Annotated in this window: 16 protein-coding genes; 10 read left to right on the forward strand and 6 right to left on the reverse strand. The window is 69.8% G+C overall.

The annotated features are described in order from the left end of the window. Nucleotides 1-359 precede the first annotated feature (359 nt). Complete coding sequence (locus tag ACO1BU_RS01925) at nt 360-2,864, forward strand: hypothetical protein (RefSeq protein ID WP_424134210.1); 2,505 nt, start codon at nt 360-362, stop codon at nt 2,862-2,864. 37 nt (nt 2,865-2,901) lie between these two features. Next, on the forward strand, nt 2,902-3,921 hold the full coding sequence (locus ACO1BU_RS01930) for a TAXI family TRAP transporter solute-binding subunit (protein ID WP_424134211.1): 1,020 nt from the start codon (nt 2,902-2,904) through the stop codon (nt 3,919-3,921). Nucleotides 3,922-4,002: 81 nt separating this feature from the next. Here ACO1BU_RS01930 and ACO1BU_RS01935 read toward each other — a convergent pair whose 3' ends face one another. Next, on the reverse strand, nt 4,003-4,377 hold the full coding sequence (locus ACO1BU_RS01935; protein WP_424134212.1) for a response regulator: 375 nt from the start codon (nt 4,375-4,377) through the stop codon (nt 4,003-4,005). After that, complete coding sequence (locus tag ACO1BU_RS01940; RefSeq protein WP_424134213.1) at nt 4,374-7,397, reverse strand: response regulator; 3,024 nt, start codon at nt 7,395-7,397, stop codon at nt 4,374-4,376. Before ACO1BU_RS01940 ends, ACO1BU_RS01935 begins: the two co-directional genes overlap by 4 nt. Nucleotides 7,398-7,545: 148 nt before the next feature. On the opposite strand from ACO1BU_RS01940, the gene ACO1BU_RS01945 reads away from it, so the two are divergent. The 8 genes from ACO1BU_RS01945 (at nt 7,546) to ACO1BU_RS01980 (ending at nt 21,080) form a co-directional block, all read left to right on the forward strand. Beyond that, the gene (locus ACO1BU_RS01945; RefSeq protein ID WP_424134214.1) at nt 7,546-9,342 is read left to right on the forward strand and encodes an AI-2E family transporter; all 1,797 of its coding nucleotides are present in this window, start codon (nt 7,546-7,548) and stop codon (nt 9,340-9,342) included. 224 nt (nt 9,343-9,566) lie between these two features. After that, nucleotides 9,567-11,774, forward strand: a complete 2,208-nt coding sequence (locus ACO1BU_RS01950) for a serine/threonine-protein kinase (RefSeq protein WP_424134215.1) — start codon at nt 9,567-9,569, stop codon at nt 11,772-11,774. An 80-nt stretch (nt 11,775-11,854) separates the two neighbouring features. Then, entirely contained in the window at nt 11,855-13,603 is a 1,749-nt protein-coding gene (gene tagH, locus ACO1BU_RS01955; protein WP_424134216.1) for a type VI secretion system-associated FHA domain protein TagH, read from the forward strand. 23 nt (nt 13,604-13,626) lie between these two features. After that, nucleotides 13,627-14,964 carry a type VI secretion system baseplate subunit TssK gene (tssK, locus tag ACO1BU_RS01960; RefSeq protein ID WP_424134217.1) on the forward strand — a complete coding sequence of 446 codons (1,338 nt, stop codon included), beginning with the start codon at nt 13,627-13,629 and terminating at the stop codon, nt 14,962-14,964. Beyond that, entirely contained in the window at nt 14,961-16,346 is a 1,386-nt protein-coding gene (gene tssL / locus ACO1BU_RS01965; RefSeq protein ID WP_424134218.1) for a type VI secretion system protein TssL, long form, read from the forward strand. The genes tssK and tssL overlap by 4 nt, the downstream gene beginning before the upstream one ends. Then, entirely contained in the window at nt 16,346-19,828 is a 3,483-nt protein-coding gene (tssM, locus tag ACO1BU_RS01970; RefSeq protein ID WP_424134219.1) for a type VI secretion system membrane subunit TssM, read from the forward strand. The genes tssL and tssM overlap by 1 nt, the downstream gene beginning before the upstream one ends. 14 nt (nt 19,829-19,842) lie before the next feature. After that, entirely contained in the window at nt 19,843-20,376 is a 534-nt protein-coding gene (tagF, locus tag ACO1BU_RS01975; RefSeq protein WP_424134220.1) for a type VI secretion system-associated protein TagF, read from the forward strand. Continuing rightward, nucleotides 20,373-21,080: a PP2C family protein-serine/threonine phosphatase gene (locus tag ACO1BU_RS01980; RefSeq protein WP_424134221.1), complete on the forward strand. Its 708-nt coding sequence runs from the start codon at nt 20,373-20,375 to the stop codon at nt 21,078-21,080. Before tagF ends, ACO1BU_RS01980 begins: the two co-directional genes overlap by 4 nt. A gap of 32 nt (nt 21,081-21,112) precedes the next feature. Here the strand turns inward: ACO1BU_RS01980 and ACO1BU_RS01985 are convergent, their stop codons facing one another. The 4 genes from ACO1BU_RS01985 to ACO1BU_RS02000 all read right to left on the reverse strand — a co-directional run bounded on the left by ACO1BU_RS01985 (nt 21,113) and on the right by ACO1BU_RS02000 (nt 24,511). Beyond that, nucleotides 21,113-21,412, reverse strand: coding sequence for a PAAR domain-containing protein (locus ACO1BU_RS01985; protein ID WP_424134222.1), 300 nt, complete (start codon nt 21,410-21,412; stop codon nt 21,113-21,115). A 3-nt stretch (nt 21,413-21,415) separates the two neighbouring features. After that, on the reverse strand, nt 21,416-22,018 hold the full coding sequence (locus tag ACO1BU_RS01990; RefSeq protein WP_424134223.1) for a DUF6931 family protein: 603 nt from the start codon (nt 22,016-22,018) through the stop codon (nt 21,416-21,418). After that, on the reverse strand, nt 22,018-23,967 hold the full coding sequence (locus tag ACO1BU_RS01995; RefSeq protein WP_424134224.1) for a type VI secretion system Vgr family protein: 1,950 nt from the start codon (nt 23,965-23,967) through the stop codon (nt 22,018-22,020). The genes ACO1BU_RS01990 and ACO1BU_RS01995 overlap by 1 nt, the downstream gene beginning before the upstream one ends. Nucleotides 23,968-24,031: 64 nt before the next feature. Then, a complete protein-coding gene (locus ACO1BU_RS02000; RefSeq protein WP_424134225.1) occupies nt 24,032-24,511 on the reverse strand; it encodes an Hcp family type VI secretion system effector in 480 nt (159 codons plus the stop codon). Nucleotides 24,512-24,584: the final 73 nt, after the last annotated feature.

Genomic DNA, 24,584 nt, shown 5'->3' on the forward strand with positions numbered 1-24,584 from the left:
ACGGAGCGATCGTCCCTGGCTGCCACTCAGCGGGGCATGTTGAGGTGCCCGACACGGCACAACGTCTCAAATAAGGCGCGGCGTTGCAGATAGAGAACCGGGCGGGAGGTTTTAGAGAGCACACCTTTGGACGGCGTGTCCCTCGGCTGCACGGACAGTGCCACATACCAACGTATGATAAGGTGGGCGCCATGGCGGTATGGTGGGCTGAGCCATGTTGTGCCTGCCAAAATGCACCATCCCACGCCGCGTAGTCATGCCGGATGCAGGCTTTCGGAGCCGCGACCGACTGGTAGCGCAGCAGGTGCCGTTTCCGATGGCTTCCACCCCCTCTCGGTGAGGCACTGATGGCTGTCCGCGTGCCCCTGGATTCAGATCGCGACATCGTTCCCAAAGGCTGGGGCGTCGAGGTCTTATCGGATTGCTGGCTCCCGGCCGACGCGGTTCATCCGGCCGCGAAGATCCGGGTCGCGTTGCTGGACCATGCGCGCGGCATCGCGCTGATCGACATGGCGCCGAATACGGTCCCGGACGCCATTGAGCGATTTCTGTTGCTGTACCACCAACTCTTCCCCGAGGTAAGCAAGGCACCCCCGGTGGTGTACCGCTCGGTCTCCGCCGCCGATCTCCTGCAACTCAAGACGGTGCTCGACGAGGCTTTCGCAGACACGGCCCCCTTGGAGGCCGACGACGTGTCGCTCGACCTCGACGACGTGTCCTGGATGGAGATGGCCCGCCAGGTTCTCTCGCTGGAGGCCGGTCCGCAGCCCGGGATGCAGGCCGGTGCGGCGGCCGTGCCGGATGCGGTCACGGAGGCTGGAACCGGCCCGCCCAAGCCGACCAAGACAGCGGAGCCGATGCCAGGGACGGCCAAGGCTCCACTACCCGATGTCATGGCGGACCTGCTGTCGAGTTTCGTCGAGCCCGAGCCGCCGCCGTCCCCCACAATGTCCATGTATCCCCGGCTTCTCGTCGCTTTGGGCCTGGTGGCCGGCGCGGTGCCGCTCGGCTATTTCGTGGTGCTGGGTTACTTCGCGCTCAGCCATGAAATGAATCTTGCTGGGGCGCCACGTCCAACCGAGGCCCGCTTGACGCGGTCACAGGCAGCAACTGGAGACGGCACGGCGGTTCCCTTCGGCTCCGACAGGATTGCTCCCCCAAACCAGCGCGCCACTCTCGCCTCGCTTCCGCCGCTTCCCTCCGGGCTGCCGCCCCTGCTGCGGGACGAATTGGCGCCGGAGGCCGGTTCCGGCCCTGTCGAGGACAGTACGAGGTCTATCCTGGAGGCCGGGCTCGCTGGCGAGGCCGTTCCCGGGCCGGAAGCCGCGCCGGAAAGCGCCCTTTCCCCCTTCTCCGGAGGGTCTCCGGAGGATGTAGCTGCGGCCCCGGCCGGGGCTATTGATCAAGCAGTCGCCACCGCCTCCGGGCCCACGGCCGGGGTGCCGCCGGATCCGGGAACGGAACCGGTTACGGCGCCCGAGGTGATGCCCGCGACCATCGCGAGTGCCCTCTCGACCCACCCACACAATGAGCAGGCCGCTGGAACCACGCTGATGTCCGGGCGGGTCCCTGAGGGCACGCCCGCTCCCCAGACGGGGCAGCCGAGTGGTCCGGCAGGACTCATCCCGGCCATCGCTGATCGCGGTGCTATCCTTGGCGAGCCAGTTCCCTCCCTGGCCGCTCTCTTGCCTGCGGAACCTGACCATTCCGCCGTTGCACCGCCGGCTTCCTCCGAAACGGCGGTGGCATTGGCGCCTCCACCGCTCACGGTCGATCCTCCGGCCGATATGCCCGCCTTGGCCTCGGTGCTTCCGTTGCCAGAACCGGCCTCCGTGGCCACGGCTCCGGCGCCCGTGCCCGCCACGGCGGAACTTTCGGTGGCCGCTCCGGTGATAGCCCCGGCTATTCTGGAGGCCGAGGCGCCCGGCACGGCCGATCCATCGCCCGGAGATCCGGCCTTGGCTCCGGCTCTGTCGCAGCCAGCACCGGCCGCCGCCGAACCGCCGGCCTCCGCCACAGCGGAGGGTCTGATGCCAGCCAACGACCCACCGACCGTGGTCCCAGGCCTGGCCGCTGCATCTCTGCCGCCGGCAGCTGAGCCGCAACCGACCGGCATCACCACACCGGCAGTGGAAGCCGCGCCTGAGCCACTGACAGAGCCTGTGACCGCCCCAATGCTGGCTCTGGCTCCCCGCATGGCTGAGCCGTTGGACTCGACCACAGGACAGATGCAGGAGGCCGCGCGCGCTACGACCGATCCGGCGGCACTGACTCCGGCATCACGGTCAGAACCGCTCCCGGCAAATCCAGCCCGGCCGGATCCGCCTAAAGCGGATGGTGTGGCCTCCGCACCCGGTGCGCTGGCATCGGCCTCCCCGGCCCTGCCCGCTTCCTCGCCCGAGCAGGCTGCGCAGAGCGAGGCGGCGCCCGCTTCTGGCCCAGCCGCAGCTAAGACGCCGGCGACGCCCTCGGCTCCGGTGGTTACCGCCTTGGTGGCACCGCCCCCTGCCCCCGTGGCCAGGCCGGCCGCGTCCTCCCCGGTTCCGCCTGTCTCGATGGCGCCCGAGTTGCTGGACGCGCTGGTACGACGGGGCAACGCCATGTTGGCCGTCGGTGACGTTTCCGCGGCCCGGCTACTCTTTGAGCGTGCCGCTGCCGCCGGCAGCGCCATGGCTGCAACGGGCCTGGGGCGCACCTATGATCCGCTGGTCCTGGAAACGCTGAGCGTGCGTGGGCTGCGCCCGGATCCCGATATGGCGGCTTCCTGGTACCAGCGCGCTGTCGCAATGGGTGATCCCGCTGCGAAGCTGCTCGCCCAGCACTTGGGCGCCCGGCGCCAGGGTGGGGCCAGGCGGAGCGAATGAGGCCGCCGGCCCGGCGGGCAGACCAGGGGGAAGCGCGATGAACCATGGCATAGCGACACGGCGAGGCCTGCTCCTGGCCGGCGCGCTCACGCTGCCGGCGCTACAGCGCGCCGAGGCCCAGAGCCAGGGACAGTGGCAGGGGCAGCGGTCTTCCGGCCGCAGCGCGCAGGCCGCGATGACAGTGCGGGCGAATGCGGGAACCGTCGGGGTGATCTCTGGCGGTGTGGACGGTACCTATATCCGCATCGCGGCGGATCTCGCTGCCGTGCTGGATGACGGAGACCGGCTGCGCGTGCTCCCAATCGTCGGCCGCGGTTCCGTGCAGAATATCTCGGATCTGATGTTCGTCCGCGGCATCGATGTGGCGATCGTCCAGTCGGACGCATTGGCCTTTGTCCGCGGCCGTCGTCTCTATCCCGGCGCGGAGCAGGTGATCCAGTACATCACCAAGCTCTATGACGAGGAGGTGCATGTTCTGGCCCGGCAGGAGATCACGCGCGTCCAGGACCTTGCCGGCAAGCGTGTGAATGTGGACGTGGCCGGCAGCGGCACTGCGATGACGGCCTCCCTCATCTTCGAGGCGCTGGGCGTCGCGGTGGAGACGGCGAACGATCCGCAGGATGTCGCGCTGGACAAGCTGCGGCGGGGCGAGATCGCCGCGCTGGTCTATGTTGCCGGCAAACCTGCGCGCCTTTTCTCCAGCATCCCCGCGGATTCAGGCCTGCGCTTCCTGCCGCTGCCGATGACCCCGGCGCTGATCGAAACCTACCTGCCGGCTCGGCTCGGCGCCGAGCAGTATCCCGGGCTCGTGCCGCCTGACGCGCCTGTGGACACGCTGGCCGTCGGTGCGGTGATGGCCGTCTATGCCTGGCCACCAGGGACGGAACGCTATCGCAAGGTCGCGACCTTTGTGGAGGCGCTCTCCTCTCGCTTTGAGAACTTCCTGCGCCCGCCGCGGCATCCGAAATGGCGAGAGGTGAACCTCGAAGCTCAGGTGCCCGGCTGGGCCCGCTTCAGCCCAAGCCAGGAACCGGCCGAGAACCGCGGTCAGCGCTAGAGTAGCTTCAGCACGCCTGTCCGAGACCTTGCGCGGCGCAGGCGCCGAAGCAGCGGGCTTGGTGTTTGCCTGGGGGACCGCTCAGCTCTCGGCGGCCAGCATCGCCGCATCGATCTGCGCAAGGAGTTGCGGGAAATCCACCGGCTTCGGGTGGTAGTCGTTGCACCCGGCCTCCAACATGCGGTCGCGGTCCCCAGCCATGGCATGGGCGGTCAGGGCAATGATCGGAATCCCGGCGGTGTCCGGCTCCTGGCGCAGCTTGCGGGCGGCGGTCCAGCCGTCCATCACTGGCAGGTTCATGTCCATCAGGATCACATCGGGGCGTTCCGCCTGGGCCATGTCCACGCCCTGCTGGCCGTCATGTGCCAGGACCACGTCGAAGCCACGGCGCCGCAGGCGCCGGGACAGGAAGTCCCAGAGCTCCTCATGATCCTCCACCAGCAAGATCTTGGTCATGGCGATGCACTCTCCCTCTCCGGCTGAAACGGGGTGGGCGGCGACGGGTTCCCTGGATGGGCGCCCCGGGCGGCGATGCGGCGCAGCTCCTTCAGCAGGGCCTCGGGCGGCTCGTCATTGCTGGGCAGCACGCGGCGCACCTGGCCCCGGAGCGCCTCCAGCGCGGCGGGCGGCACGCCGCCGCCGGCCAGGGCGATGACCTGGACGTCCTTGCAGGAGTCGCGCTGACGCAGCTCATGCACCAGGGTCAGGCCATCATTGTCCGGTCCGGGCACGGCGACGAGGACGAGGCCATAGGGCGGGGCGGCGGGATCGGGCGCGATCAGGCGGGCCAGGGCGGCCTCGGATGAATCCGCCTCCTCGACGGACCAGCCCTCGCTTTCCAGGAGCTGGCGCAACTCGTTCCGCGGCTCGGGCTCGGCCTCGACTACGAGCGCGGCGCCGGGAGCGCGGTAGCGGTCCAGCACGGTGCGGAGGCGCTGCCATTGGACGGGCTTGATCAGATAGTCCGCGGCGCCCAGCGACACCGCCAGGGCCCGTTCCTGCACGATCGAGACCATCACCACCGGGATCTCCGCCAGCTCAGGGTCGGCCTTCAGGGCGGTGAGAACGGACCAGCCATCCATGCGCGGCATCATCACGTCCAGCAGGATGGCAGTGGGGCGAAGCTGCTTCGCCAGCCGCAGTCCCTCCTCCCCGTCCTGGGCGGTGCGGACGGCAAAGCCGTCGCGCAGGACGAAGCGGGAGAGCAGCTCACGTGAAGCGGGATCGTCATCGACCACCAGTACCAGCCCCGCCTGGGTCCGCTCCTGGGCGTCGGGCATCGCCTGATGCTGCACGGCCTCGGCCTCCGCCTCCGCCTCGGGTCCGGTCTCGCGCAGATCCATGGGGACGTGGATGATGAAGGTGGTTCCCTTCCCCTGCTCGCTCTCCGCCGAAATGCTGCCGCCGAGCAGCGTGCAGAAAGCCTTGGTGATGGCGAGGCCGAGGCCCGTACCGCCGAAGCGGCGCGTGGTCGAGCTGTCAGCCTGGGTGAAGCGGGTGAACAGCTTGGCGACCTGTTCCTTTGTCATGCCGATGCCGGTGTCGGCGACGTGGAAGGCGATCTCGCGCCGGCCCATCGCGTCCCGTCCTGCCTCGGCGGAGAGCGTCACGCGCCCGCCCTCGGTGAACTTGCTGGCATTGGAGAGGAGGTTGATCAGGCACTGGCGCAGCTTGACCTGGTCGGAATGCATCATACCGAGATCTGGTGGCAGGCGGACCTCGAGCGTGTTCGCCTTGCGCGCCATCAGCGCCTGCACCGTGGCAACGGCCTCATGCACCATCGCGTCCACGGCGAAGTCCTCTGGATGGGTTTCCATCCGCCCGGCCTCGATCTTGGAAAGGTCGAGCACGTCGTTGATCAGAGAGAGCAGGTGGCGCGCATTGGCGGCGATCTTCTGCAGATCCTTGGTCAGCACCTCGCCGCCTTCGATCTCGGCAGCCTCCTCTTCCAGCATTTCGGAATAGCCGATCACGGCGGAAAGCGGCGTCCGCAGCTCATGGCTCATATTGGCGATGAACTGGCTCTTGGCGCGGTTCGCATCCTCCGCCGCCTCGCGTGCGAGCGTTGCCTCCTCCTGCGCCTCGCGCAGATCGGTGACGTCAGTGTTGGTGCCGAACCAGCCGGTGATCTGGCCATCCGGATGCTCCTCATCCGGCTCGTCCCGGATCGGCACGGCGCGGCTCAGGAACCAGCGGTAGCGGCCATCGGCGCCGCGGAGGGGAAAGAAATCCTCCCAGGGCTCCCCGGCCGCGATGGCCGCGCGGAAGCCCTGCTCCACGCGCTCCACATGCTCGGGATGCTGGACGGTCTTCCAGCCCGAGCCCTTCATCGCCTCGAAATCCGTGCCGGTGAACTCGTACCAGCGGCGGTTGTACCACTCGATCTCGCCCTGCGCGTCGGTCTGCCAGGCAAGTTGCGGCAGGGAATTAGCCAGGGTGCGGAAACGTGCCTCGCTACGCCGCAGCCGGTCCTCCGCCCGGCGGCGGCGGGTGACATCCATCAGGATCAGGCCAGCCCCGTCCACCGCCCCGCCATGGGCCACGGGGAAGAGGGTGAGCATGAGGTGGTACCTCTCTCCGGGCCGGTCGGGGGGCGATACCTCCACCTGAACATCGGATTGCGGCCGCCCTTCCTGCACGGCGCGCAAGCGCGGCTCGACCTTCGCCCGAACCGCCTCGGGCAGGACCGTTGCGACGCCCGGCGCGGCTTCCAGCCCCATGCAGCGGGCCGTGATCTCCACCAGGGCGCGGTTCGCATTGATCAGGGCCATGTCGCGGCCGATGAAGCCAAGCCCGACAGGGGCGTTGGCCATCACCGTATCCAGCAGCGCATTCGCCTGCCGCTCCGCCCGGCGGCGCGCGACGGCATAGCTGCCGAGCAGGGCGCAAGCGAGCAGCGCGGCACCAAGCGCAAGGCCCCAGAGCCAGAGCCCCCGTTCCGTGGAGAGGCGGTTGAGCGTTTCGACCCGCTCTCGGACCTGGGCCTGGAGGCGCGGCACCTCGGCCCGGATCTCGTCCATCACCGCCCGGCCCTGGCCGCTCTCGACCAGCTCCTGGGCCTGGTCAGCGCCGCCGCTGCGGCGGGCGTCGATGCTGTGCTGTGCCAGGGCCTCACGCTGCGTGATCAGCTCCCGCAGGCGGGTGACGGGAGGCAGGCCTGCGGGGTCGCGCAGGGCCTCCAGCGCCGCTAGCCTCTCCTCCACGGCGGCCAACCCGGCCCTGTAAGGGTCGAGATACTCCTCCCTGCCGACCAGCAGGTACCCGCGCTGGCCTGTCTCGACGTCCTTGATGGCGGAGAGCACGCCCTCCAACACCACCACCGCCTCATTTCCCGCCGCGACGGAGTCGCTGTCGCGGTCGTTCAACGCATAGGCCACCGCACCTGCCAGCACCGCCACGACGGCCAGCACCGCGGCGATGATCGGCATGCGCGACCGGTGCCGGGGCGAAGCGATGCGGGAATCCTGATCGGGCACGGTTCGTCCTTCGTCGCGGCTTCATCCTGCCGTCCCACCGGGCGGCCCCTCTCCCGGAGGCGATGATCCTTCGCGCAACGCCACAGGGCTTGCCGGGTTACGGGGGAACGGCCCTTGCCGCCCCTCCACCTGGAACGACCCGAGCCGCATGGCCCTTCCCGACCGACGCCTTCCCCCCGTCGCCACGCCGGGCAATCCCGTGGCTGGGGCGGCGATGCTCGTCTCTGCGGCCGTGATCGTGACCGGGCTCTATTACGGGCGGGACATCCTCGTCCCCCTCGTGCTGGCCGTGCTGCTGGCCTTCGTGCTGGCGCCCGTGGCGCGGCTGCTGCAGCGGCTGCGGCTGGGCAAGGGGCTTTCGGTCATGGCGGCGGTGCTGATCGCCTTCGCGCTGATCGGGGCGATCATCGCGACGCTTGGCTCGCAGGCCGCGGATCTGGCGGCTGAGTTGCCGCATTACGCGGCCACCCTGCGCGCGAAGTTCGGCGCCCTGGGCGGCCCGGGCGAGTTGCTGCGCTGGGCGGAGGGGCTGATGAACGGACTGGGCATCGGTGGGCCGCTGGAGCCGCCGGCAGCTCCGGGCACACCCGTCGTGATCGCGGCCCCGCCGCGATCGGACACCGCGCTGCTGAACGTGGTGGGCAGCGTGCTCGGCCCCGTGCTGCATCCGCTGGCCACGGCGGGGCTGGTGATCATCTTCACCATCCTCGTCCTGCTCTATCGCGAGGATCTGCGCGACCGCGCCATTCGCCTGGCCGGGGCGCGCGACCTGCACCGCACGATGACGGCGATGAACGACGCTGCCGCGCGGCTCTCCCGGCTGTTCCTGGCCCAGGTGGCGCTGAATGCGGCCTATGCCGTGTTCATCGCGGCGCTCCTCTGGGCCGTCGGGCTGCCCAGCCCGCTGCTCTGGGGGATTCTCGCCGGGCTGATGCGCTTCGTGCCCTTCATTGGCACCCCAATCGCGGTGACGCCGCCGCTGGTGCTGGCGGCCGCGACCGATCCCGGCTGGACGCTGGCCATCACGGTGCTGGCCGTGTTCCTGGTGGGCGGGGCCTTCATGGGCCAGGTGATGGAGCCGCTGTTCTTCGGGCGGCGCACCGGGCTCTCGCCGCTTTCCGTCGTGCTTTCGACGAGCTTCTGGGCTTTTCTCTGGGGGCCGATCGGGCTGCTGATCGCAACGCCGCTGACGGTGGGCCTCGTCGTGCTCGGGCGCCATGTGCCGCGCTTCGAGTTCTTCGACGTTCTACTGGGCGACCGCCCACCGTTGCAGCCCGAGGAAAGTTTCTACCAGCGTGCCCTGGAAGGCGACGCGGACGGGCTGGTCGAGCAGGCGCGCGACGTTCTGGCCGAACCGGAGGCGAGCTTGGCCGCTTATGGCGACGCTGTCGCGCTGCGGGGATTGGTGCTGGCCCAGACGGACTGGTCGCGGGAGGCGCTGGAACCGGATCGCCTGGAGGTCATCCGCGCGCAGGTCGGCACGCTGCTGGACGACCTTTCCGACTTCGGGCAGCTCGCCGAAACGGCTCTTCCCCTGGCCTGGCGGGCGGATGGGGCGGTGGTCTGCATCGCGGCACGCGGGCCGCTGGACGACCTCACGGCGCGGCTGGCGGCGCTGGTGCTGCACCGGGCCGGGCTGGGCGCCCGCGCGGAGACCAGCGCGGCACTGGAAACGGCCAATCTCGGCCGGCTCGATCCCGCCACGGTGCGGCTCTGCTGCCTTTCCGTGCTGGAGGAGGGGAACAGCATCGCCGGGCTGCGCTACTTCCTGCGGCGCATCGCACGCCAACTTCCCGAGGCAAAGGTGATCGTGGGGCTTTGGCACGCGCCGCCGGACAGCCCAATGCTGGCCGCGCTGCGCGAGGAAGGACCTGCGGATGCTATCGTCACCTCCCTGAGCGAGGCGGCGGCGCTTTGCGAGGCGCTCGCCGCGCGGGCTGGCTGACCAGATGGACCGGATAGCGGTGCGGCCTGCGGAACGCCGCCGCCTCCCGCGGGCCGGAACGACAGGCGGTAGGTCCGGAACGAGGGCTGCGCCCCTGATAGTTGGATGACGCACCGGGGCGCTGTCTCTCTCCGACGACTGTGAAACTCTTTTCGCATCGGCCGCCGGGGAGTGTGCAACCGTTGCGATCCTTGTAGCATGGCACGGGGACAGGGAGGGGACCCGTGTCACAGACCTTGCCGCCGGGCTTTGAAGCCTGGACGGGCGACTCGAAATATGAACTACGCGGCACGCTCGGCGCGGGCGCCATGGGCGTCGTGCTGGACGGGTTCGACCGCGCGATCGAACGCCGGGTCGCGATCAAGGTCGTGCGCAAGCCTGCCGCGGAGGATGCGGAGGCGATTGAGGCTGCCGCGCGCTTCAAGCGCGAAGCGCAGGCCGCCGGGCGGCTTTCCCATCCCGGCATCGTCGCCGTCTACGACTATGGCGAGAATGATGAGACCGCCTGGATTGTCATGGAGATGGTTTCGGGCGGCACGCTGAAGGCCATCCTGGACCGCAATGAGCGCCTGCCTGTGAAGGAGACGGCGCGCATCATGATCCAGGTGCTAAACGCCCTGGCCTATGCCCATGCGCGCGGCGTGATCCATCGCGACATCAAGCCCGCCAATGTCATGCTGACTGCCGAGGGTGACGTAAAGCTGGCTGATTTCGGCATCGCCCGGCTCGAGAATTCTGCGATGACGCAGGTCGGGACGCTGATGGGCACGCCGAGCTACATGGCGCCCGAGCAGCTGCGCGGAGAGGCGCTGGATGCGCGCGCCGATATCTGGGCGGCGGGCGTGATGCTTTACCAGCTGCTGACGGGGGAGAAGCCGTTTCCGGGCGGCTTCTCCGCCGTGATGCACAAGGTGCTGCACACCGAACCGGTGCCACCCTCCGCGCTCTCCGCGACCTCACCACCGGCGCTGGATGCGGTGGTGATGAAGGCGCTGGCCAAACGGCCTGATGATCGCTGGCCCGACGCAAAGGCCTTCGCAGCCGCGATCGAGGCGGCGCTGAACGCGCCGGCGCCCACCCTGACGGTTCCGGCCGAGGATGCCACCATGGTGTCCAGCGCCCCACAGCCTGCCGTGCAGGCACCAGGGGCGACACCGGCAGCGCCGACCGCCCCGAAAGCGGGCGGGCGGCCCGGCTGGTTGCTTCCCGCGGCCGGAGCCGGCATCGTCGCGGCAGCCGGCGTGGCCGGGTTCCTGTTCTGGGCGCGCGAGGCGCCCAGGCCGGCCCCGGCGCCGGCCCCGCCCATTCTCACCGCTCCACCGTCCTCCGTACCGCCCGCGAGCCTCGCTGCAGGGCCTTCGCTAATACCGCCACCCACGGCGCCGTCCCTGACGCAGCCCCCACCTGCTCCGGTGGCTCCATCTCTGGCCGAATCCGCGCCGGCGCCTCAGGCGCCCAGCCAGACGACGTCGGCCAGCCCGCCGACCTCCGCGCCGCCCCCCTCGGCTCCGGTCCACCAGGAGCCGCCCGCAGTGGCACAGCCGGCCATGCCGACCCAGCCACCGGCTTCTTCCATGGCGCAGGCGATGGCACCGGGTGCAGTTGGAAGCCCACCCTCGTCACCCGTCCCGGCTCCGCCTGCCCAGACGGCCCCGGTGGCACCCGGCCAAACGGCACAGGCCGTGCCCACCACGCCGTCTCCGCCCAGGGATCCATTGCCGGCCGGCTCCGCGACCAGCCCGGCTGCGAACACGCAGATCGTCCTCGCCCCGGCGCCCCGTTTCGACTGGCGTGCCATAGCCGCCGCAGCCACCGCGGCCGCGCCCTGCGGCCTGCTGGGCGTCCAAGTAGAAGAGAACGGGTTCCGCCTGCGCGGCGTGCTGCCGCAGGAGGAGGCCGAATCGCTGCGGCGGGAGGTGGCCGCGCGCAACCTGCCGCCCGGCGCCGCCCGGCTGGAGTTGGGCAGCTTCACCGCGCCTTACTGCCCGCTGGTGCGCGCCTTGCGCCCAGCCGTGGCGAGTCCGGCCGAAGCGCCGTCCGTGGCAGTGGACGGTTCGATGCCGCTGCGGAAAGGCAGCCTGCTGCGCTTCTCCGTCCAAATGCCGCCCTGGGCCAACCACCTGCACGTCGCCTACGCCACCTCGGACGGGTCGGTGGCGCGGCTGGAACCAGGGGCGGCACAGCCGCCGGGGGCACGGGTAAGGCTCGGGGATCAACGCCCGGGCTTCCAGGGCTGGGAGATCGACGAGCCCTTCGGCACGGATCTGCTGCTCGTCGTGGTCTCGGATGGGCCGCTTTTCCCGGCGGGGACGCCAGCGGTGCAGGCAGAGGGCGCCTATGCGGAGGGTTTCACCACAGCGCTGCAAGCCGCGCGTGCGGCGGGGCGGCGTGTGGCCCTGACCCCGGTGGTGGTCGACACGGCCGCACGCTGAAAGTGCATACCGTTCCGACGTCGCGATGATAGCGCGCCGCCGTCCTTCGGGGTAAAGCGAAAGTGAGGAGGGCGAGACACATGGTGCTGATGCTGTCCGTGCTCCGCTGCCCGGATGCGGCCATGCCCGGCACGCGGCGGGTGAGCGGGGGCGACTTCACCCTGGGCCGCGCCGAAGGCTGCGACTGGGTGCTGGCTGATCCGGATCGCGTGCTCTCCAAGCGGCACTGCACGCTCGAGTTCCGCTCCGGCGGCTGGCAGGTGCGCGACCTCTCCACCAATGGAACCTTCGTGAACGGCTCGGCCCAGCCAGTCGGGCGTGACAGTTCCGCCCCGCTGAACGACGGCGACCGGCTGCGCCTCGGCGCCTATGAGATCGAAGTGCGCATGGAAGAGGAGGCGGCCTCGCCCTGGTCGCAGCCTGCGGCACCTGGCGGGTTCCAGGGAGGATTTCAGGGCGGCCCGGCCTTCCCGCCCTCCTCCAGCGTGCTGGACGATCCCTTCGCCGGCATCAGCCCGCCGCCGCCAGCACCGCCCGCATCCGGCTTTAGCGAGGGAATCGGCCTGCCGCCGCTAGGGGATCCGCGTGCCCCGGCCGGCTCGGCGCCTGGCTTCGGCTCCAGCCCGGCCTCGCCCTTCGCGACGCCGCCGGTGAATTTCGACCCACTGAGCCCGCCGGGTGCTGGCGGATTCGGGGCTTCTCCGCCCGCCACGACCTGGCCCGACCACACGCCGGATTCCAGCAGCGCCTTCGTGCCGCCCCGCGCGCATTTCGGCGGCGACCTGCCGGTGGACTGGAACCGGCCGCTCTCGGCACCCCCTGCCTCGCCGGCGGGGGAGCCGGATTGGGACAAGCTGCTGGGCGACTTCTCGCCGCCGCCGGCTGCGGCTCCCTTCGGGGCATCGCACCCCGCTGTGCCGGCTTTGCCGCCTGATCCCTTCACGCCTGCGCCGCCACCCGGCCCTGCCCCGTTCACGCCGGCCACGCCGCCAGTTGCGCGCGATTCCTTCGCCTCGCCCACAGCCCCGGCCGAGGCCAGTCCCTTCACGCCGGCCGCGAACCCCTTTGCCGAACCGGCCGTGCAGGCCCGCGATCCTTTTGCCGCGGCCGCGCCGCCGGCCCCGCCTGCCTGGCCGGCGCAGGACAGCTCGCCCTCGCCCTTCGACGAGTCCGCGGCTCCGCCCGCCTTTACGGCTCCTGTGGCAGCCCCGCTTCCGGTAGCGCCGCCGCCGGCCCCCGTGGCCCAGGGCGACGCTCATGCGGCGCTCGCCGCATTGCTGCGCGGCGCAGGGCTTCCGCCGCTGCCGCCTGGCACCGATCCCATCGCTGCGTTGGAGGCCGCCGGGGCTGCGCTGCGCGCCGCGATCGGCGGAATGCGCGGGCTGCTCATCGCGCGGGCCGATGTGAAGCGTGCCTTCCGGATCGAGCAGACCATGCTCTCCCGCCGGGACAACAACCCCGTGAAATTTGCCCCCACCGATGAGGCGTCGATTGCCACCCTGCTGACCGCCGGCGGCGGACGCGGCCCGGCCGCGGTGCAGGAGACGGTGAGCGATCTGACGCTGCATCAGGTGGCGACTCTGGCGGCAACACAGGCCGCGGCGCGCAGCCTGCTGGAGCGCCTGGCGCCGTCGGAGGTGGAAGCCTCCTCACCCGGCGGCAGCGGGTTGCTGCCCGGTGCGCGGGAGAAGCGGTTGTGGGAGGCCTATCGCGGCCTGCACAGCAAGCTGCTCGAGCAATTTGAAGATGATTTCGACAGCGCCTTCGGACGCGCCTTCGCCCGCGCCTATGAGAATGCGGCGCGCGAGGCCGGGCGGCCGCAGCAATAAAGGCGGAAGCTGAGGAACACGGGATGCACTGGCACGACCGCGTCGTCTGGCAAGAGGGCATGTTCCTCCAGGCGCAGCACTTCCAGCAGGCGGATCGCCATGCGGAGCATCGCCTGGAGCAGCGCGTCGCACCGCTGCGGGCGCATCCCTGGGGGCTGACCGAATTATCGCTGGATCGCGACCTACTAGCGGCCGGCAAGTTCGCGCTGGCGAGCGCGGCCGGGATTCTGCCGGACGGCACGGGATTCGCAATTCCGCAGAGTGCCGACCAGCCCACGCCAATCGATCTGCCGGAGGGAACGCGCAACCAGATCGTCTATCTCGCCATGCCCGTGCGGCAGCCCGGTGCGCCGGAGGTGGCGGCGGTGGAAGGGCCGGATGCGGCGGGCGCGCGCTATATCCTGCGTGGCTTCGAGGCCTATGACACGCATTCCAACGCCACCATTCCCGCGGAGCTGGCGGTGGCGCGGCCTCGGCTGCGGCTGATGCTGGAGAGCGAGGAGCGCGACGGCTTCACCTGCATTGGGCTGGCGCGGATCGTGGAGGTGCAGGCGGACCGGCGTGTGCAGGTGGAGGAGCGCTACATGCCGCCCTGCCTCCGCATCTCCGCCGTGCCCGCACTCGGCAATCTGGTGCCGGAATTGGTGGGGATGCTGGCACAGCGCGCCGAGGCGCTGGCGGCGCGGCTATCCCAGCCCGGTGCGCGCGGCGTGGCGGAAGTGGCGGATTTCCTGTTGCTGCAGGCCATTAACCGCTGGCAGCCCTTGCTGGCACATTGGGCGGAAACGGGGAACCTGCATCCGGAATCGCTCTATTCGGCGCTGGTGCAGCTCGCGGGCGAATTGGCCACCTTCACGGCACCGGACAAGCGCGCCAGCACCTATCCCGGCTATCGCCATGACGACCTGCAGCGCAGCTTCGCGCCGGTGGTGGCCGACCTGCGCCGCAGCCTTTCCGCCGTGCTGGAAACCAATGCGGTCGAGATCCCGCTGCAGGAACGGAGCCATGGCGTGCGCGTCGGGCCCATCATGGACCGCAACATCCTGCGTGCGTCGCAATTCGTGCTCAGCGTCATGGCGGACCTGCCGGACGAGCAGGTGCGCCGCTTCTTCCCGCAACAGGTGAAGATTGGGGCGGTGGAGCGCATCCGCGAGCTGGTGATGGTCGCGCTGCCCGGCATTGACGTGCGGCCACTGCCGGTCGCGCCGAGGCAGATCCCGTTCCATGCCCGCACGATCTATTTCGAACTGGATCGCGGCTCACCCCACTGGCAGCAGATGCAGAGCTCCGGTGGTTTCGCGATCCATGTCTCTGGTGAATTCCCGAATCTCAAGCTGGCGCTTTGGGCGATCCGCGGATGACCGACAATCCCTTCGACGAAGCCGAGGACAACGATCGCACCGTGCTACGCGGCCCCGCACGGCCCGTGGCGCAGGTCGGGCCGCAGGGGGGAGCGGCAGCACCAGTGCCGCCGCAGTCCTCACCTGTTTTTTCCGCCCCACCGCTCGCGGGCGGAGCGGAGAGCGTGCCGCATGTCGGCACCGGGCCGCTCGCCGCCACGGCCGCGCCGCTCCTGGAGATCGTGGCTCGCATCGCGACGGCGGGCATGAACGCCGCGCCGGATCCCGCCGGGCTGCATGAGCGCACCATCCATGCCCTGCGCCGCTTCGAGGCGGACGCCCAGACGGCCGGCGCATCGGCCGATGAGATGCGGGAGGCGCATTACATCCTCTGCGCCGCGCTGGACGATGTGGTGCTGGCGACACCCTGGGGCGCGCGCTCCGGCTGGTCCGTGCGCTCGCTGGGTTCGACCTTCCACAACGATGTCCGCTCCGGCGAGCATGTCTTCGACCGGCTGGCCGCGATGCAGCGCGAGCCTGGGCGTTTTCGCGGTGCGCTGGAGATCGCGTATATGGCGCTCTCCCTTGGGCTGCAGGGGCGCTACCGGCTGGCGCCGCAGGGGCCGGCGGAGCTGGATCGCATCCGCTCCGGCCTCTACCAGCTTCTGATCAATCTGCGCGGCGCGGCGGAGAAGGAATTGTCGCCGCATTGGCGTGGAGTGGATGCGCCGCATCGCCGGCCCGGACATTCCGTCCCGGCCTGGGTGGCGGCGCCGGTGGCGCTGGCCTTGGTGACCGGCGTCTGGTTCTGGGCTTTCCACGACACGGGCACGCGGGCGGAGGAGTTGGAAGCGCGGCTGGCCGCCCTGCCGCCGGGCGCGCTGCCCACGATTGACCGCAGCGCGCCGCCGGTGCCGCCGGCGCCCCCGCCTCCGCCACCACCTCAGGCACAGCGGGCCGATGCCTCCGGCTCGCTGCGGCGCTTCCTGGCGCCGGAGATCGCGCGGCGCATCGTCACCGTGGAATCGGACGCGCAGCGGCTGATGGTGCGTATCTCCAATCCCGGCATGTTCGCCTCCGGCTCGGCAACGCTGAATCCGGAATTCGAACCGCTGATGCGGCGCATCGGTGAAGCGTTGAAGGAGGAGCCGGGCGCGGTGCAGGTGCTCGGCCACTCCGACAACCAGCCTATCCGCACTGTGCGCTTCCGTAGCAATGCCGCTCTGTCCCAGGCGCGGGCCGAGGCGGCGCTGGCCGTGATTCAGCGCGCCAATGGCGACCCGTCCCGCTTCATGGCGGAAGGGCGCGCCGATTCCGAACCGATCGCGAGCAACGCCACGGCTGAGGGCCGCGAGGCGAATCGCCGCATCGAGATCGTGCTGCGGCGGGGGGCCGCGCAATAATGAAGGCCACCTTCCTGTCCCGCGCCGCCATCGCTTCGCTGGCCGGCGCGATCCTGATTGCTGTCGTCATCTGGCTGTTCAGCCCACTTCTGGGCGAAAGCTTTGAAAACGGGCTGCTCCGGAGTCTCCTGGCGGCGGTCCCGATCCTGGTCTGGCTGCTCGTCTTCCTGCTCATCGGGTGGCGCCGGTCCAAGCGCGACGGCGCGCTGGTGGAAGAGGTCGCCAAGGCGCCCAGGGTTGAGCAGGACTCGCGGCTGGCGGAGGAGGAGGAAGCGCAGAGACGCAAGCTGGCCGAGGCGCTGGCCGCTCTGAAGCGCAGCACTGAGGGCAAGGGCGGCGCGCTGTATCAGCTGCCATGGTACGTGATCATCGGCCCGCCGGGTGCGGGCAAGACAACCGCACTGCTGAATTCCGGGCTGGAATTCCCGCTGGCCGAGGGCCGCGTGGCCGGCGTGGGCGGCACCCGCGCCTGTGACTGGTGGCTTTCCGAGCGCGCCGTGCTGATCGACACCGCCGGCCGCTACACCACGCAGGATAGCGAGGCGGCGGTGGACAAGGCGGGGTGGGAATCCTTTCTCGACCTGCTTCGGCGCGCGCGGCCGCGCCTGCCGCTGAACGGCGTGCTGGTCGCGATCGGCACGGACCTGCTGGGCAAGCTGGATGAGGCCGGGCGCGAGGCCCATGCCGCAGCCGTGCGCCGGCGTGTGAAGGAGCTGGAGAACAGGCTCGGCCTGCGCCTTCCCGTCTATCTGCTCGTCACCAAGGCCGACCTGATGGCGGGCTTCGTCGAGTTCTTCGACGATCTGGACCGCGGCGCGCGCGAGCAGGTCTGGGGCTTCACCTTCGACCCGAAGGAAGGCGACGCCCAGGCTGGCACGGTGCCGAATTTCGCCAAGCGCTTCGCTGAGTTGCAGGCCCGGTTGAGCAGCCGGCTGATCGAGCGGCTGCAGGCCGAGCGCGGAGCATCGCAGCGCGCGCTGATCGCGGGCTTCCCGGCCCAGCTAGCGGCCCTGGAAGGGCCGCTGGAGAGCTTCGCGCGCGCGGCTTTTGGCGGATCGCGCCTCGATCCCGCGCCGATGCTGCGCGGCGTCTATTTTACCTCGGGCACGCAGGAGGGCACGCCGCTCGATCGTCTGGCGGGCGCGCTGGCGCGCAGCTTCGGGCTGGATCCACGGCGCCCCGCGGCGGTGATGGGGCAGAAGGGGCGGTCCTACTTCCTCGGGCGGCTGCTGAAGGATGTGGTGTTCAACGAGGCACGGCTGGCCGCGCGGGAGGGCAATGCAGTGAAGCGCGGGCGCCTCGTGCAGGCCGCGGCCTGGGGCGTGGCGCTGCTGGCCGTGATCGGTGGTGGAGCCTATGCCTGGAATGCCAACCGCACCGAGGCGGAGCGCGCCGATCGCGTGGCGGTGGCGACGGAACGCGCGGAGTCGGCGGTCGCAACGGCCGGGCCGCTCGACCGCGTGTCGGATCCCGACCTGGCGCGTACCCTGGGTTACCTGGAGGCCAATCGGGCGCTGCCCGAAGCGGCCGCTGGCGAAGGGCCAGGGCTGGGGCTGTCGCGCGAGGAGGATCTCGGGGCCGCAACGGAGGGTGCCTATCGCCGCGCGCTCGGGCGGGTGCTGCTGCCGCGCCTGCTGGCGCGGGTGGAGGCGCAGATCCGCAGTGCGCTGCAGCGGCCTGATACGCTGTATGAGGCGACGCGGGTCTATCTGATGCTCGGCCGCCAGGGGCCGCTGGACAAGGGGCTGATCCGCGAGTGGTTCGCCGTGGACTGGGCCCAGGCCTATCCCGGCGCTGTGAACCAGCCCGGGCGAGAGGCGCTGGCCCGCCACCTGGACGCGCTGCTGGAGCAGGATCTGCCCAGCTATCCCATCGACGGCGCACTGGTGGATGAGGCGCGGCGCGTCTTTTCCCGCATGCCCATGGCTGGCCGGGTCTATGCGCGGCTGCGGCCGCTGGGCGCGAACCTGCCGCCTTGGCGCCCCTCGGAGGTGCTGGGCCAGGCCGGTTCGCGGCATTTCGCCCGCGCCTCGGGCCAGCCGCTGACGGAGGGGGTGCCCGGCCTGTTCACGGTCGAGGGCCTGTACCGTGTGGTGCTGCCACGCCTGCCGCAGGCGGCGCTGGAGGCGGCCTCGGAATATTGGGTACTCGGGCCGAATGCGGCTTCCCAGGCTGGCGACCCGCGGAAGCTGGAGGAGGATGTGCTCGCCCTCTACGCGACGGAGTATGCGCGCGCCTGGCAGACCCTGCTGGACGATCTGGTGCTGCCGCCGCCCTCCGGCCTGCCCGAAGCGGCGGAAAAGCTGAACCTGCTGGGCGCGCCGAATTCGCCGATGAAGGATCTGCTGCGCGGCATCGCGCGGCAGCTCTCACCGGGCACGGCCCCGGAGTTGCCCGCGGGCGGCGCTGGCGCCGCGGCCGCTGCGGCAGTCGCAACCCAGGCCGCGCAGACGACCGCCGGCCGCGTGGCCGCGGCGCTGGGCGCCACGGCCAGCACCGGGGCCGAGCCGGTGGCGCGGGTGGTGGAAGCGCGTTTCAAGGACCTGCGCGAAGCGGCTGGCGCGCCGCTGGACAGCGTGCTCGTGATCCTGAATGAGCTTTATGTTCAGGTGGCGCGGCTGGCCACGGCGCCGCCGGGCACGGTGTTGCCGCCCAGCCCTGGGCTTGATCCCGGACAGAAACTGCTGGCGGAGGCGGCACGGCAGCCCCCTCCCCTATCCAACTGGCTGCGGGCGCTGGCGCAATCCACGCAGCAGGCGCGGGCGGGCGGGGCCAAGGCGGCGATCGCGGCGGCCGGGGCGCAGCAGCTCGGGCCGCTCTGCCGGGGGCTTGAGACGCGCTTCCCCTTCCGCCGCGCGCTGACCGCGGCGGATATGCCGCTGGATGACTTCGTGCGGCTCTTCGCACCCGGCGGGCTGCTGGACCAGTTCTTTACGACGAACATCCGCCCGCATGCCGACACCACACAGAACCCCTGGCGTCCGGTGGCGTCGGACGGGCTGGAGCCGGCGGTGAGCCAAGCGGACCTGATCCAGTTCCAGCGCGCCCAGGCGATCCGCGATGCCTTCTTCCCGTCCGGCGTGCCAGGGGTGGGGTTGGGGCTGCGCTGGCGCCTGACCTTCCAGGGACTACCTGCCGGGACCACCACCGCGAAACTCGACAACGAGGGCATGGCGGTGGAACTGCCCGCGCAGTCGGCGCGGCCGATTGAGATGAGCTGGCCCTCCCGCGCGCCAGTCAGCATCAGCTTCGACCCGCCGGCTGCCTTCCAGCCGGCGCCGCAGGAAGGCCCATGGGCGGCACTGCGCTTCGCCATGCTGGGGCGGCTGGTGGCCACGTCGGCGCCGGACCGGTTCCGGCTCTCGGTGCCCACAGCAGGCGGGGCGGATTTCCTGTTGCAGGCCGGGAGCGGGGTGAACCCCTTTAATCTGCGGGAACTGTCGGAATTCCGCTGCCCGGCACTGCCGGCGCCCAAACCGTGAGTGGGACGGGCGCGGTGGCTACTGCCGGGTTCTTCGGCAAGCTGCCTGCCCATGGCGATTTCGTGCGCCGTGCCCTGCCCGGGCGGTTCGTGGAACCTTGGGATGCTTGGCTTTCCGCCGGCATGGTGCAGGCGGCGGAGGCGCTGGGCGCTTCCTGGCCCGCCGCCTGGGAGGCGGCGCAGCCCTTCCGCTTTCGCCTCTCACCCGGCGCCTGCGGCCCTGCAGCCGTGACCGGGGTGGTGTTGGCCGGCGAGGATATGGTGGGACGCCGCTTCCCGTTGACCCTGGCGCTGGTGCTGCCCGATGGCGGCGATCCCGCCCCGAATTGGCATCCGGTGGCGGAGGCGGCCGGGCGGCGTGCCCTGGCGGGTGGCGTGGATGCAGACGCCCTGGCCGCGTTGCTGCCGGACGGCGACGAAACACTGGACCCGGACCGAACGGAGGATGGGACATGCCGGTTCTGGCGGGGGGAGGAGGCGCCGATCCTGGTTACGGTCGGCCTGCCTCCGGCCACGCATCTGGTTCCCTTGCTGGGGCTGGGGCCATGAGCACCCGAAGCAGCGCCGCGACGCATCGCGGCACGGTCCGCAAGGGCAATGAGGACGCGATGCTCGCGCATGACGCGCTCGGCCTCTGGGTCGTCGCGGATGGGGCGGGCGGACATGGCGCGGGCGAGGTAGCGAGCCGCGCGGTCGTCGATTCCCTGGCGGACCTACCCCCTCATCTTTCCGCGGCGGAAGTGCTGGCGCAGTTCCGGCTGCGTCTTTCGGCCGTGCATGCCTCGCTTCAGGCACGCAGTGAGGCAGAGGGACGCGCACGGCCTATGGCGACGACGGTGGTCGCGCTGCTGCTGCGCGGGGAGCATTACGCTGCACTCTGGGCCGGAGACAGTCGTGCCTATCTGCTACGAGGCGGCACGCTGTTACGCGTGACGCGCGACCATTCACTGGTGCAGGAGATGGTCGATGCGGGCACAGTGGCGGAGGCGGAGGCGGAGAAGCACGCCCAGGCCAATGTCATCACCCGCGCCGTGGGAGCAGACGGGCCGTTGGAGCTGGAGAAGTCCATGGGACGCGTGCAGCCGGGAGACCTGTTCCTGCTGTGCAGCGACGGGCTATTCAAGGCGATGGAGGAGCGGGAGATCGCGGCGCGGCTGCTGCACGGCCATTCGGCTGAGCAACTGGTCGATGCGGCCGTCGCCATGGGTGCGCGGGACAATGTGACGGCTATTTTGATACGCGCGCCGGACTGAGCGGCGCGCCGGCCGGACCTGCCCGGCCGATCTCAGGGGCCGATAAGCACCGTTGGTAGGCCGACGACGATCGTCCCGCCATGCACTGTGGGATCACCGATCCGCGCCGCTGGCAGCTTCTCCACGAAGACGGTCGGACTCCCCATGACGATCGCGTCCGGCGGGCCCACGCAGATGCAGGTATCCGTCACGCGCGCCTGCGGGATCATCCCCGTGAGGACTGTGGGCGCCCCTTTTACGATAGGTCCGCCGACATGCGGGATCGGCGGTACGCCCGGCGTAACCATGGGGCAGACATGCATGTCGGTGATGCGGGACGCGGGCTTGCCCATGCATCAGCCCTCCTCTGGTGGGATGCGCCCCGCGCCGCCAACCGCGATGTCGCGCGCGGCGGCAAGAAAACGGGAGAAACGAATCTCAGCGCGCTCGGGCCTGTAGCGCACGGCGGCGAGGACCACCCCGCCGGCCACAGCCACACCAGGCATATGCGGGGCGGCTGGAACGGCAGGCTGGCCCACTGGCGCCATACTCTCCCCACACCAGAAGGCCGCGACGGCAGCCCAGGCCTCCGGGCTGCGAAAAGCGGTGCGCTGCGCGCACTCCATCGCCGCGCGCCCGGCCGCGTCGCCGGGCTTGCGGACCCAGGCTTCCGCGGCGAGCAGCGCCTCGGCATCGGCCGGCGGCAGGTTCGGGTCCGGTGCGCCGCGCGCACACATGCAGCACCACCAGACCGCTTCCCGCCGGGGCAGGGCATGGGCCACAAGGCGCACCGCCTCCGGCATCGCTCCGGCGGCCGCCAGCCGATCCAACCCCGCCGCAGCATCCATCGCGCCGTCGAGCAGCACCTGGTGACCGGGAGCCAACTCCAGACGGGGCAGGATGGGAGCCAGGGGAACGGCGAGCTTCTGCAACCCAGGTTTCGTCGCGGAGTCGCTCATCAGTTGATCATCACGATGCCGCCTTTGATGGTCAGCATCGCATCTGCCTTCTCTTCGATCATCGGCGCCTGCATCTGCGTCATGATCGTGGCCTTCAGCTTGATCATAGGCGCCTCGATGGTCACCCCCACCTGATCGATGGTGACCTTACTCTGTCCTACCGTCAGCGTAATAGACTGCATCGCCTCCATGTCGATCTTACCGGCCTTGGCCTCGGTCCTGATGTTGCCGAGCTTGACGGTCGTGGTCTGGTTGCCGGTGCTGATCTCGGTGGTCTGGTTGCCCAGGCTCACCAGAGTCGACATGTTGCCCTTGCTGATCTCGTTGGACTGATCACCCGTGCTGACGGTGGTGGACATGTTGCCCTTCTCAACCGTCAGCGTCTCGTTGTTCTGGACAGTGACGGTACGGTCATTCTTCACCAGGCCCTTCATATCCTTCTCGGCCTGGTACTCGAGCAACTCGCTGCCCTTCTTGTCCTCGAACATCAGCATGTTGAAGTTGTTGGCGCCCCCCTTCTTGGAGGAGCGCGTCTTGTATCCCGTGCGCGTCTTGTTCGCGGGCAGCGGGAAAGGCGGCGGGAAGCCCTGGCCATGGACGCTGCCAATCACGATGGGCCGATCCGGATCGCCGTCAACATAGGCGACCAGCACCTGGTCACCAACGCGCGGCAGGTGCCAGTGGCCGCCCCAGGGCCCGGCAGCGGCCTGGACCACGCGCACCCAGCAGGAGGACTGGTCATCCGTCTTGCCAGCCCGGTCCCAGGGAAAATGAACCTTGATGCGACCGTGCTCGTCGCAGTGGATCTCCTCCCCTGACGGGCCGGTCACCACGGCATATTGCACCCCGGCCATCACCGGACGGGGGCGCGGCATCACGGGCCGCCAGGGGCGGTCTGCCTGGATCAGGACAAGACTGTTGCCGTAGTCGGCACCGCCGCCTTGGTCGAGATGGGTCTCGTCATAGGCGCTGTGCACTACCTCGGTCACGAGCCAAACCTCAGCCGCTCCGGCGTCGATCCCGCGCTTCACGCGCAGCCGGCCCCCAGCGAAAACGGCGGGATGGTTACCCTGGGCGGAGACATACTCGACATTGGCCTCCGCGCCCTCCATCAGCAGCTTCGCGGGATCGGCATCGGGGCGCACCGTCTGCCCGCCGGGCCAGCGAAAGAGCTCCATCGAGGCGGCGTGCTGGGGATGCACCACGGTGTTGGCCTGGCCCCGCTTCGTCGGGTCGCGCGCCAGATTGTCATGGTCCAGGGTCGCGACACTGCCGATAGGCAGGCTGGAGAGGGGCTCCCACTGCGTCAGGGCGCCCACCATATCCGCGTCCCGGCGCACCACCTGCGGCTCTCCCGGAATCAGGGGATAACCCGCATTCGCTCCCTCAATGCAGAAGGTGTGCTCCTTTTCCTCGTGCTTGAAATAGTAGCCCCAGCCATTCTCCTCCATCAGCCGGGAGGCGAAGTCGAGATCGGTCTCGTTGAACTGCGTACAATACTCGCGCGGCGGCGTCTCGGTCTCAGTTCCGAAGCGGACGGGACCAGCATTGGCCTCGTTCACCAGGGTCTTGATGATCTCCTGGGCCTTCTTGTTCTGGAAGATGCGACAATCCATCGTGCGGCCGAGATGACGCAGCCGAGGCCCGGCCTCCAGCCTGTAGCTGGTAAGGCTGCGCCCGTCGCCGCCGATCCTGGTGAAGCTGGTGACGATCGCATGGAAGTGCCGGGGATCGCAGGTCTCGCGCGTGACGGTGCAGGTGATGGGCTTGCCAACGATCGCCGTGGGATCGATCGCATCGTCCTCCGAAAGCACCTCCGCATCGACGACAAAAAGCCGGCCGATCCCCTCGCGCACCGAGAGGCGTCGCAGGATCAGGGCATCCGGACCGAGCGGGGAAAGGATCCGCAGAAGGTGCGGCGCCTGGAGAATGCCGGCAGAATCGGACAAGAGCGCAAAACCCTCCGGAAAAACGTCCGGCCCCGCCGCGGAGGGCGGGGCCGAAGAGGCGTGCTCAGGTCGATTTAGCCTCAGCGATGTTGTAGGTCACGTGGCCAGTGGTCTTGCCCTGGAACTTGTCGTCGACGGCAATGTACTCGCTGTCGAACTCAACGAAGTTGATGCTGACGGAGGTGCTCGGGCGATCGCCGCCGCTGCTGATGCTGTAGCCGCTGATCAGCGAGTCCTTCAGGATGTACTTCTGATACGGCACATGCGACCCCTTGTTGTCGGTCTGCGTCATGTGGATCTCGACCTTCTGGGCCTGGCCACCGATCGCCTCCTTCAGGAGAAGCGGGTCAGCCACGTCCATGGTCTTGGTCAGCGTGATTTCGCTCACGGACGGTGCGGTCGCTTCACGCTTGGAACCGCCGCCGACGCCGATGCTGATGCCACGGCCGACGCCCCACTGGAAGGAGTGAACCTCCATCCACTTCTCGTATCCCTTCGCGGTCGCCTCGCCGTTAAGCGAGCCATACTTCAAAAAAATGGCCATGTGTTGGATTCCTTGCCGCTGTTCGGTAGCCCGCGGGCCGCTGCGGCGGCGGTCTGCGGGCAGGAGATGACGC

Origin of the sequence: Roseomonas chloroacetimidivorans, assembly GCF_049629625.1 — a bacterium.
In the GTDB taxonomy this organism is placed as follows: domain Bacteria; phylum Pseudomonadota; class Alphaproteobacteria; order Acetobacterales; family Acetobacteraceae; genus Roseomonas; species Roseomonas chloroacetimidivorans.

Coding starts and splice junctions, on each gene's coding strand:
- tssK (WP_424134217.1), top strand. CDS start 13,627: ATGCACTGGCACGACCGCGTCGTCTGGCAAGAGGGCATGTTCCTCCAG.
- ACO1BU_RS01935 (WP_424134212.1), bottom strand. CDS start 4,377: ATGACCAAGATCTTGCTGGTGGAGGATCATGAGGAGCTCTGGGACTTC.
- ACO1BU_RS01945 (WP_424134214.1), top strand. CDS start 7,546: ATGGCCCTTCCCGACCGACGCCTTCCCCCCGTCGCCACGCCGGGCAAT.
- ACO1BU_RS02000 (WP_424134225.1), bottom strand. CDS start 24,511: ATGGCCATTTTTTTGAAGTATGGCTCGCTTAACGGCGAGGCGACCGCG.
- ACO1BU_RS01985 (WP_424134222.1), bottom strand. CDS start 21,412: ATGGGCAAGCCCGCGTCCCGCATCACCGACATGCATGTCTGCCCCATG.
- ACO1BU_RS01930 (WP_424134211.1), top strand. CDS start 2,902: ATGAACCATGGCATAGCGACACGGCGAGGCCTGCTCCTGGCCGGCGCG.
- tssL (WP_424134218.1), top strand. CDS start 14,961: ATGACCGACAATCCCTTCGACGAAGCCGAGGACAACGATCGCACCGTG.
- ACO1BU_RS01980 (WP_424134221.1), top strand. CDS start 20,373: ATGAGCACCCGAAGCAGCGCCGCGACGCATCGCGGCACGGTCCGCAAG.
- tssM (WP_424134219.1), top strand. CDS start 16,346: ATGAAGGCCACCTTCCTGTCCCGCGCCGCCATCGCTTCGCTGGCCGGC.
- ACO1BU_RS01990 (WP_424134223.1), bottom strand. CDS start 22,018: ATGAGCGACTCCGCGACGAAACCTGGGTTGCAGAAGCTCGCCGTTCCC.
- tagH (WP_424134216.1), top strand. CDS start 11,855: ATGGTGCTGATGCTGTCCGTGCTCCGCTGCCCGGATGCGGCCATGCCC.